This is a genomic window from Stenotrophomonas sp. GD03877 (assembly GCF_029840555.1).
In the GTDB taxonomy this organism is placed as follows: domain Bacteria; phylum Pseudomonadota; class Gammaproteobacteria; order Xanthomonadales; family Xanthomonadaceae; genus Stenotrophomonas; species Stenotrophomonas geniculata.
Genome location: NZ_JAOCCT010000033.1, coordinates 52,333 through 62,076 on the forward strand (window position 1 = coordinate 52,333; position 9,744 = coordinate 62,076).

Here is a 9,744-nt window from a genome sequence, read left to right on the forward strand (position 1 = left end):
ATGCGTACCCATCCCGCCCGCCGCCACTCTCTGCATTCACCGCGCTCCCAGCGCGGCGCGGTGCTGTATGTCGTGCTGATCATGCTGGTGCTGATGGCCCTGCTGGGCATCGCCGGCATGCAGGTCACGAGCATGCAGGAACGCATGGCCGCTAATTATCTGCGCAGCAACGTTGCATTCCAGAACGCTGAGGCCGACGCCCGGCAAACCGAGAAATCCATCGAGAAGGCACTGGCTGACGGGGGCATCTTCAAGGCCAACCAGGAGGAATGCAGTCCCTCCTACGATCCGCAGACGTGGGCCGATGGTCTCAGTGAAACTAAGTCCACCTACACGCGTCGCATCGACAAGTGCTTTGCAGCGTCCAGCCGGCGCACCGGCGGCCGACAGAACGAAGAAACCGGGAACATCTACCAGGTCACGGCGCTTGCCAGTGACGATCCCTCCAATGCGTCCGCCAGTGCGGTCATCGACACGATCTTCATCCCATGAACAGCGAGCGCCGTTTCCTTCGACTTCGTTCCTCCACCTGGCTGCGGGCCGGTGTGGGTGTTGCTGCGCTTGCCGGTCTTGCCGCGTTGATCATTCCGCTGCAGGCCGCGCTTGGTGACTACGACATCGCGCAGGAGCCGCTGTACAGCAAGCAGAGCCAGCCGCCATTGATGATGATGGTGATGTCGCGCGACGAGCAGCTGTTCAACAAGGCGTACAGCGATTACAGCGACCTTGACGGGGATGGGGTGCTGGATACCACTTACCAGGACAAGTTCGATTACTCAGGCTACTTCGACTACAACCTCTGCTACTCGTACAACAGTGGTGTCTTCAAGGCCAGTGCAGAGGCAAAGGGCGCCAACAAGCACAGCTGCAGCGGCGCGTGGTCGGGCAACTTCCTCAACTGGGTGACGATGAGTCGCCTGGATGTGATGCGCTACGTTCTGTACGGCGGCCAGCGCTTCACCGATACGAAGGAAAAGACGGTGTTGGAGCGGGCGCCGATCCCCAGCGATCTGCATGCGTGGGTCAAGGTCTACAGTGGATCGAATCTTCGCGAGTTCGCCAACCTTCCTGGAAGCGGGACGGCTTTCAGCTTCTGCAGCGTAACGCGTTCGGATAAAGGTGCGCCTTTGATGCGCGTGGCAGAAGGTTCATTTACCGAGTGGGCATCGACTGCCAGCAATCAGTGCGATACCGGACGAGCCAGCAACGCCGATGGCTACGCAGACATTCCCCGCTCGACCTCGGTCCCGGACTACACCGTACGTGTCGAGGTGTGTGATGCCAGTTCAACGGTGCGTGAGAGTTTCTGCCGCAAATACAACGATGGCATCACCGACCGTTTCAAGCCGGCCGGGTTGCTGCAGACCTACGGTGAAAGCGGGCGCCTGCGCTTTGGACTTGTCACGGGAACCTACGCCAATCCACGAGATGGTGGCGTCCTGCGCCGGAACATCGGCAAGATCGCGGGCAATGGTACGAAGTTCTGCGGCACGGGCGATGAAATCGACCTGTCTACGGGGCAGTTCTGCTACCTGAATCTGACGGGAAACGCCAAGGCCGACGATGAGGGCGTGATCAACGCGATTTCAAGCTTCCGTCTGGACAACTGGAACTGGTCCAACAACTGGAATGACTGCAACACCTACGGCATTCTCAATCGCCAGGACCAGAAGGGAAATGGCAATCTGACCGATCCGGGGACCGGAGGCCAGAAGTGCAGTGCCTGGGGCAATCCGTTGGCGGAAATGTATGCTGAAGCGCTGCGCTACATCACTGCGGGTTCCAAGGTCTATAGCGACAGCGGAGATCTCAGCGGCCTGCCGACCAATATCAGCTGGAAGGATCCCTATCGCCTGCCTGCAGAGGGTGGCAACTCCTATTGCGCGACCTGCAATATCCTGGTGCTATCGTCGGGCCTGCCGTCCTTCGACAGTGACAACGTCGGTTCCGTGACCGGCCTTGCGTCTGCGGTTTCCGCGACGGATGCAGTCGGCACGGCCGAAGGAATCGCTGGCAAGAGCTACATGATCGGTCGCGTGGGTGATACGCCGCGATACACCTCACTTGATACACACAGCGATATCTGCCAAGGGCAGACAATCGGTAGCCTCAGCAAGGCGCGCGGCATCTGCCCGGACATTCCCTCCATGGAAGGCAGCTTCCTGATGGCGGGGCTGGCCAAGGCGGCCGCGGAGACTGATCTGCGTCCCAACGTGCAGAACAAGCCAAGCACGTACAAGGTCACCGCCACCACCTACGCCGTTGCCATGGCGGAAAATCTCCCGCAGTTCGAAATTGCGGTGGGCAACAGCAAGATCGGACTGGCCCCGCTCTGCCAGGCGAATAACACCGGCGGCGCAACGGCAACAAGCGCTGGCTGGCGCAGTTGCTTCCTGGGCTCGGTCGGCATTGGCACCAAGCAGGCCAACGACACCGGCGGGAAGCTGGTCTATGGCCGTCCCTACCGGACAGATGCGAAGTCCGGCAGCTTCTCGCTGGTGTGGGAAGACTCCCTGTGGGGCAATGACCATGACAACGACGTCGTTGCCATGCTGAGCTACTGCGTAGGCGCGGCGTGCAATGATACCGGGGATTTCAATGACATCTGTTGGCGTGCTGATGCGAAGGTGAGCAACAGTGCTGCGGGCAATACGCGGCTGTGCAACTACACAACCGTAGTAAAGAATAAAGTGGAGAGTTGGATCGGTACGACTCTGGCCGGCAAGGTTGAAGAGGATGAAGTACTCGTCCGAATTGAGAACCTGTCGGCCTACGCTGGCAACGCAATGTTGACCGGGTACACGATCACCGGCTCGAATGCCTCCAGCACCGTGCAGCGTCTGGCGCTGCGTCCGGGCAACAGCAATGGCTCTGTGCTGACCAGCTCAAACAACTTCCGCGACGATTGGCAAAAGCCGGTGGTCATCAAGTACAAGGCCTCTACCACTGCGGCGGGCCAGCTGCAGAGCCCGCTGTGGTATGCCGCCAAGTACGGTGTCCCGGCCGGTAAGAAGTGGGACAGCAAGAAGCCAGGGGTGCCGGACAACTACTTCCTGGCACGCAATCCGACCAAGCTGAAGGAGGCGCTGGAGGCGATCTTCAACAGTGCAGCGGAAGGTGATGCGCCGGTCGGTGGCAGCGGCAGTGGCGCGCGCATTTCGACCAACTCTTTCACCGTATCGTCCCATTACAGTGTGCCCTCTGGCACCGTGGACTGGACCGGTGATGTCATCGCCACCCAGGTCGACGGCCAGGGTGCGGATGGTGCCGTGCTGTGGAAGGCGTCCAGCAGCATCGGCAGTGCCACGCGCCGCATCTACATGGCGACGTCCCCTACCAGTACTGCATCCGATGGCACGGTGACCCCGGTCAACGCGACCGAGTTCCTGGCCACCAATCTGCCGGGCACCGATGAGCGGGCGAAGCTGTCTGCGTTGGGATTCAGCGACTCGATTCCTGCCTGGTTCGGCAAGATGACCTCGACCAATCTGGTCAACTATCTGCGGGGTGCAGCGGTGAGTGGCCTGCGTTCGCGCACATCGCCGTTGGGTGACATCGTCAATTCCACAACCGAGATCGTCTCCAAAACGGATGACTTCGGCTATGCAAGTTGGGCGAGGCAGTCGACAGTCAAGTGGAAGGCGACGCTGGGCACGTCTTATGATGCCTTCCTGAAAGCGAAGCGTGCGACCTCGGGGCCGCCGACGATGATCTATGTTGGCGCCAATGACGGCATGGTGCATGGTTTCAACGGTTCGAATGGGGCATCTGGCGGTACCGAAGAACTGGCCTTCATTCCCTCGGCTGCGATGCAGCACATCGCTGAGCTGGCCAATCCCAAGTATGGGCATCGCTACTATGTGGATGGCCCACTGACGTCGTCCGACGTCTACTACGGGGATGCCTGGAACACGGTGCTGGTGGGCACTACAGGCGGTGGTGGCTCCAGCAAGGCACCCAATGCGGCGAGCGTAGGCAATGGCTCCGTGTTCGCGCTGAATGTCAGCGATCCGGCCGCGTTCGGTGCATCGAGTGTGTTGTGGGAAGTCTCGGGCAAGACGGAGTCGGATCTCGGGTTCGTGCTGGGCAAGCCGGCTGTGGTGGCGGTGAAGGGCGCCGATGCAAATGCTGCGCCGCGTTTCGTCGCGATCTTCGGCAATGGCGTCAACTCCACCAGCGGCAAGGCAGCGCTGTTCGTGGTCGATATCCAGACCGGCAAGGTGCTCAAGCGGCTTTCACCGGTAGGTGCGAAGTACGCGGCACGCAATGGCCTGATCAACATTGCCACGGTGGCGTTGAAGAACAATGACGGCATCACCGACACTGTGTATGGCGGTGACATGCAGGGCAATATCTGGAAATTTGATCTTTCCAGCACCGATCCGACCAATTGGAACATCGCCCTGTCTGGAACTCCGCTGTTCACCGCTACGCGCAACAACAGCCCGCAGCCGATCATGAGCGGCATCGAGATCAGCACGGGTCCGGGCGGCGGTATCAGTCTGTTCTTCGGTACCGGGCAGTACTTCGCCGCCGATGACAATGCGGTCAGCAGCACCTCGCCAGTGCAGTCGCTGTATGGCATCTGGGACAACCTCGCCAGTGCGGTTGGTACGCGCGACAACCTGGTACAGCAGGTGATCACTACCGGTACATCGGCCAGCGGCTATCAATTGCGTGATGTCACCCGCAAGGCGGTGAACTACGGTTCGGCCCGCGGCTGGTATGTCGACCTGCAGGCCGGATCGGCAGTCGAAGGCGAACGCTTCGTCGGCAACCCCCGTGTGCAGAACGGCATCGTGTTCTTCACGTCCTATGTGCCGGGTACCGCCATTTGCGGCAGCGGCGGTGGCGTGAACTGGCTGTACGGTCTCAATCTGCTGACCGGTGGCGGCCAGATGTCCGGCCTGAGCCCAACCATCGGCGGAGAAGCGCTGTGCACCGGCAACTGCGGTGGTGTCGCCCTGACCAAGAAGGGTGACCTCAGCCAAGGGCCGCCAGTGAAGGACACCAACATCTTTGTGCCCAAGCTTACGCCGTGCAAACCTGGCGACACGGGGTGCACGGTCGACAAGATGCTGCAGGCCAGCCAGTGTACGTTCGTGCTGCGTGCGGCCGGCGCCGATCCGCTTTACATGCCTCGGCCCTGCGGGCGGCAATCGTGGCGGCAGATCCGTTGATGAATCCGATATCGAGGTTGCCCATGCATGTGTACAGCAGGCGTCGAACCGCCGCCGGCTTCACCCTGATCGAGCTGATGATCACCGTGGCCGTGGTTGCCATTCTCGCTGCCATCGCGTTGCCTTCCTACCAGGCCTATGTGCGCAAGGCCAATCGTGCCCAGGCCAAGGCCGATCTGGTCGAGCTGGCGCAAATGCTGGAGCGGCGGCATACCGTGGAGAACACCTACGCGGGCATGACGCTGCCGTTCTCGCAATCACCGCGTGACGGCACCGCTCGATATACGCTCTCCTACGTGGGGACGCCGAATGGCACTACTTTCACCCTGCAGGCGGCGCCGACAGAGATCCAGAAGAAGGACGACTGCGGCACATTGAGCCTTGATCAGGCCGGACGAAAGACGCCGAATGCCAGCAAGGGCCCCGGATGCTGGTGAAGGGCGGGCCGTTTCGCCACATTGCAGAAAAGGCTTGCACTCCCCTGTGAACGCTGGCTAAAATGCGCACCCCGCCCGAATAGCTCAGCCGGTTAGAGCACTTGACTGTTAATCAGGGGGTCGTTGGTTCGAGTCCAACTTCGGGCGCCAGATTCGAAAAAGCCGCGAGAAATCGCGGCTTTTTTCGTTTCCGCGATGGCATTTCAGTTTTCAGCACGGGGTGGGACTGCGCGGGCGCTGGCTCCTGACCCGTCCCGGGACGCTGATGATGACGCGGCTGTGCTCCTGTCCATTCATGCACAGCACGATGGACTGGTTGGTGCCTGCATTGCGGCCGTCGGGCCGGAACCGTATGTCGGGCCGATGATCGCTGGTGCGCAGGTCGACATGACGCCGGCGTGCCCTGTGTACGCGGAGTTCCCTTGCGGCGCCGGTCGCGCTGTTGGCCGGTTCGACCTGCACCCGCCAGCCCTGGCTCCATGCCTGGTCACACCTCAGGCCATCCGACGAACCGCAGACCGTCACGCGGCGGCGTTCGGTGATGGCGGCGTTGCGTGCCATCGACAGGCTGGCGACCAGTTCGGCGCGCAGCGTTTCCGCCTGGAAGTGCCGCAGCGTGCGTTGCCAGGGGCCCCACGCCAAAGCCAGCAGGACCGACAGCACCATGACAGCGATCAGCAGCTCGATCAGATGGAGGCCGCGGTGGAGCCGGGCAGGGCGAAGATGAAGGGACATGCCTCCAGCCTCGTTCCGTGCTCGCGCATTCACCATCGGCCAACGCCGCGGCTGCCTGCCCGGAAACCCCTCAGCTGGCCGTCACCGCTTGCCCCGTATACTCACCCTTCCCGGGAACTGGCAACACCATGAGCGACCGTTTTGAACTCGTCTCGCCGTATTCGCCGGCGGGCGACCAGCCTGATGCCATCGCAAAGCTGACCAGCAACTTCGAAGCGGGCATCGCCAAGCAGACCCTGCTGGGCGTCACCGGTTCGGGCAAGACCTACACCATCGCCAACGTCATCCAGAACGTGCAGAAGCCGACGCTGATCATGGCGCCGAACAAGACGCTGGCGGCGCAGCTGTATGGCGAGTTCAAGGCGTTCTTCCCGCACAACGCGGTCGAGTATTTCGTCAGCTATTACGACTACTACCAGCCGGAAGCCTACGTGCCGTCGTCGGACACCTTCATCGAGAAGGACAGTTCGATCAACGAGCACATCGAGCAGATGCGACTGGCGGCGACCAAGACCCTGCTGTCGCGCCCGGACGCGATCGTGGTGGCGACGGTATCGGCGATCTACGGCCTGGGCGCGCCGGAAGACTACCTGTCGTTGCGCCTGATCCTGTCCAAGGGCGAGCGCATCGACCAGCGCGACCTGATCAACCACCTCACCCAGCTGCAGTACACGCGCAATGAGTATGAGCTGCAGCGCGGTACGTTCCGCGTGCGAGGTGAAGTGATCGACGTGTTCCCGGCGGAGTCGGACAGCGAAGCCCTGCGCCTGGAACTGTTTGATGGCGAGGTCGAGAAGATCACCCTGTTCGACCCGCTCACCGGCGAGACGCTGCGCAACATGCAGCGCTTCACGGTCTACCCGAAGACCCACTACGCCACCACGCGCGAGCGTGTGCTGGCAGCGATCGAGACGATCAAGGTCGAGTTGAAGGAGCGGCTGGAGCAGCTGTACGCGCAGAACAAGCTGGTCGAAGCGCAGCGCCTGGCGCAGCGCACCCAGTTCGACCTGGAAATGATGGCCGAGGTCGGCTTCTGCAACGGCATCGAGAACTATTCCCGGCACCTGACCGGCAAGAACGCCGGCGAGCCGCCGCCGACCCTGTTCGACTACCTGCCGGCCGACGCGCTGCTGGTGATCGACGAATCGCACGTGACCATTCCGCAGATCGGTGCCATGTTCAAGGGCGACCGTTCGCGCAAGGAGACGCTGGTCGAATTCGGGTTCCGGCTGCCCTCGGCGCTGGACAACCGGCCGCTGCGCTTCGAGGAGTGGGAAGAGCGCTGCCCGCGCAGCATCTACGTGTCCGCTACGCCAGGCCCGTACGAGTACCGCGAGGCGGGTGACGAGATCACCGAACTGGTGGTGCGCCCGACCGGCCTGATCGATCCGGTGGTGGAGATCCGTCCGGTCGGTACCCAGGTCGATGACCTGATGAGCGAGGCCAACGCGCGCATCAAGGCCGGTGACCGGGTGCTGGTCACGACGCTGACCAAGCGCATGGCCGAGAACCTCACCGAGTACCTGACCGAGCACGGCATCCGCGTGCGCTACCTGCACTCGGATGTGGATACGGTCGAGCGCGTGGAGATCATCCGCGACCTGCGCCTGGGCAAGTTCGACGTGCTGGTGGGCATCAATCTACTGCGCGAAGGCCTGGACATGCCGGAAGTGTCGCTGGTGGCGATCCTGGATGCCGACAAGGAGGGCTTCCTGCGCTCGACCGGTTCGCTGATCCAGACCATCGGCCGTGCCGCGCGCAACGTGCGCGGCAAGGCGATCCTGTATGCGGACAAGATCACCCGTTCGATGCAGGCCGCGATCGATGAGACCGACCGCCGTCGCGCCAAACAGGTCGAGTACAACGAGGAGCACGGCATCGTGCCGCGCTCGGTGGCGCGCCCGATCGTCGACGTGCTGGAAGGTGCGCGTTCGGACGCCGCCGAGAAGGAAGCAAAGAAGGGCAAGGGCAAAGGCAGGCCCGGCGTTGCCGAGGAGGGGAGTGACTATCGGTCGCTCAGCCCGGCCCAGCTGGCGTCCCGTCTCAAGGCGCTGGAACAGCAGATGTACCAGCACGCCAAGAACCTGGAGTTCGAGGATGCCGCCCGCGTGCGTGATCAGATCCGGCAGCTGAAGGAGGCGAGTCTGGGCTGAACGCGGCGGTGCAGCAGCATCTTCACAAAAGTGTTGCGCTTCACGGCCGGCATCCGTAATATACGCGGCCTGCACCGACGCAATCGCGGACGTTCAGAAGCAAAAACGGGCGGTTAGCTCAGCGGTAGAGCACTACCTTGACATGGTAGGGGTCACAGGTTCGAACCCTGTACCGCCCACCACGAAGTCTCCGGAAGGAGGCTGTCGTGAAATGCAAAGCCCGGCCCCGGCGCCGGGTTTTTACGTAGCAAGGCCAGCTCTCGGGCGGCAAGAACAAGATGGGCGGTTAGCTCAGCGGTAGAGCACTACCTTGACATGGTAGGGGTCACAGGTTCGAACCCTGTACCGCCCACCACCTGGCTCCCGGTATTGCCGGTGCAGCGGTGGATCACGATGGAAGCCGGCCCTGGGCCGGCTTTTTTCGTTTTAGGCGTCGACCATGGTTCCACATGGTCAGCGTTGCACGGCCAGGTCTTCGACGCTGATCATCCGCTGCAACTTCCAGTGGCCGTCCACGCGCTCCCAGAGCTGGGCAACGCGAACCGTCGCACCACGCGTGGGCTGGGCATCGGCGGGTTCGCGTTGCAGAGGCTGGTTGGCCAGCCTCAGGACCCGGTCCTGGCGCAGCCGGTAAAGCAGCAGGGAGGGCGAACCGCAATCCTGTCGTACGGCTTCCGGCTGCTGGGTTTCGGCAATCAGGATCTGGCTGCGAAGGGCCTCTTCAGAGGGTTCGTTGCCAGCGCCGAACAGGCTGGAGAGCAGCAGCATCAGGGCAAGCATCGGCATGGCACGGTGCTCCAGCGGGAAAGTGCACGCAGGCTGGCATGACATGTGGGGTGCTGCAGCCGGTCTGCGACGAAGGCCGGAATTGAGCCGCCAAAGACGGCCGGGGGGCGATGAATCCGGGCCATGCAGGCGTAGACTTCGGTCTACCGCGCAATCGCGCCGTCACTGCAAGGAGCTGCCGCATGAGCGATCACGTTCCGGTTTCCCGGCCCAATCCCATCCTCGAGCTGCTGTTCGGCGGCAACATGCTGGAGGGTACCTTCAAGGCGGTGATCTGGGTGGCCCTGCTGGCGGCAGTGCTGGCGTGGACCACGTTCCGCTGAGTCTTCCCGCTGCTCTGCAGCACCGGCAGCGTTGCTGGCCTGCGCTCAGGCGCTGAAGGCCTGGCGCAGGCTGCGCAGGGTGGCCTGGCGATGTTCCTTTGCGGTTGCTTCGCCCATCTCAAGTTCCTGC

7 protein-coding genes and 3 tRNA genes are annotated in these 9,744 nt (G+C 62.3%); 8 read left to right on the top strand and 2 right to left on the bottom strand.

Translation table 11 applies throughout. The features are described 5' to 3' along the window. The 4 genes from N5D20_RS20110 to N5D20_RS20125 all read left to right on the top strand — a co-directional run bounded on the left by N5D20_RS20110 (position 1) and on the right by N5D20_RS20125 (position 5,767). Positions 1–492 (top strand): PilX N-terminal domain-containing pilus assembly protein, encoded by a 492-nt coding sequence (locus tag N5D20_RS20110; RefSeq protein WP_099559616.1) that lies wholly within the window; start codon positions 1–3, stop codon positions 490–492. Beyond that, positions 489–5,180 (top strand): PilC/PilY family type IV pilus protein, encoded by a 4,692-nt coding sequence (locus N5D20_RS20115; RefSeq protein ID WP_197578856.1) that lies wholly within the window; start codon positions 489–491, stop codon positions 5,178–5,180. The genes N5D20_RS20110 and N5D20_RS20115 overlap by 4 nt, the downstream gene beginning before the upstream one ends. A 23-nt stretch (positions 5,181–5,203) precedes the next feature. Continuing rightward, positions 5,204–5,617 carry a type IV pilin protein gene (locus tag N5D20_RS20120; RefSeq protein WP_100051476.1) on the top strand — a complete coding sequence of 138 codons (414 nt, stop codon included), beginning with the start codon at positions 5,204–5,206 and terminating at the stop codon, positions 5,615–5,617. A 73-nt stretch (positions 5,618–5,690) separates the two neighbouring features. After that, positions 5,691–5,767: transfer RNA gene (locus N5D20_RS20125), tRNA-Asn, on the top strand. A gap of 60 nt (positions 5,768–5,827) precedes the next feature. Here N5D20_RS20125 and N5D20_RS20130 read toward each other — a convergent pair. Continuing rightward, entirely contained in the window at positions 5,828–6,352 is a 525-nt protein-coding gene (locus N5D20_RS20130) for a GspH/FimT family pseudopilin (RefSeq protein WP_049436555.1), read from the bottom strand. A gap of 128 nt (positions 6,353–6,480) precedes the next feature. Between N5D20_RS20130 and uvrB the strand changes: the two genes are divergently transcribed. From uvrB to N5D20_RS20145, 3 genes are all read left to right on the top strand, one after another. Then, a complete protein-coding gene (uvrB, locus tag N5D20_RS20135) occupies positions 6,481–8,505 on the top strand; it encodes an excinuclease ABC subunit UvrB (protein WP_057503595.1) in 2,025 nt (674 codons plus the stop codon). Between the two features lie 107 nt (positions 8,506–8,612). After that, positions 8,613–8,687: transfer RNA gene (locus N5D20_RS20140), tRNA-Val, on the top strand. Between the two features lie 98 nt (positions 8,688–8,785). Continuing rightward, a tRNA-Val gene (locus N5D20_RS20145) sits at positions 8,786–8,860 on the top strand. 98 nt (positions 8,861–8,958) lie between these two features. Here the strand turns inward: N5D20_RS20145 and N5D20_RS20150 are convergent. Further along, positions 8,959–9,291 (bottom strand): hypothetical protein, encoded by a 333-nt coding sequence (locus N5D20_RS20150; protein ID WP_197578857.1) that lies wholly within the window; start codon positions 9,289–9,291, stop codon positions 8,959–8,961. A gap of 182 nt (positions 9,292–9,473) precedes the next feature. Here N5D20_RS20150 and N5D20_RS20155 point away from each other — a divergent pair, with 182 nt between their 5' ends. Further along, positions 9,474–9,614 (top strand): hypothetical protein, encoded by a 141-nt coding sequence (locus tag N5D20_RS20155; RefSeq protein WP_010486087.1) that lies wholly within the window; start codon positions 9,474–9,476, stop codon positions 9,612–9,614. Positions 9,615–9,744: the final 130 nt, after the last annotated feature.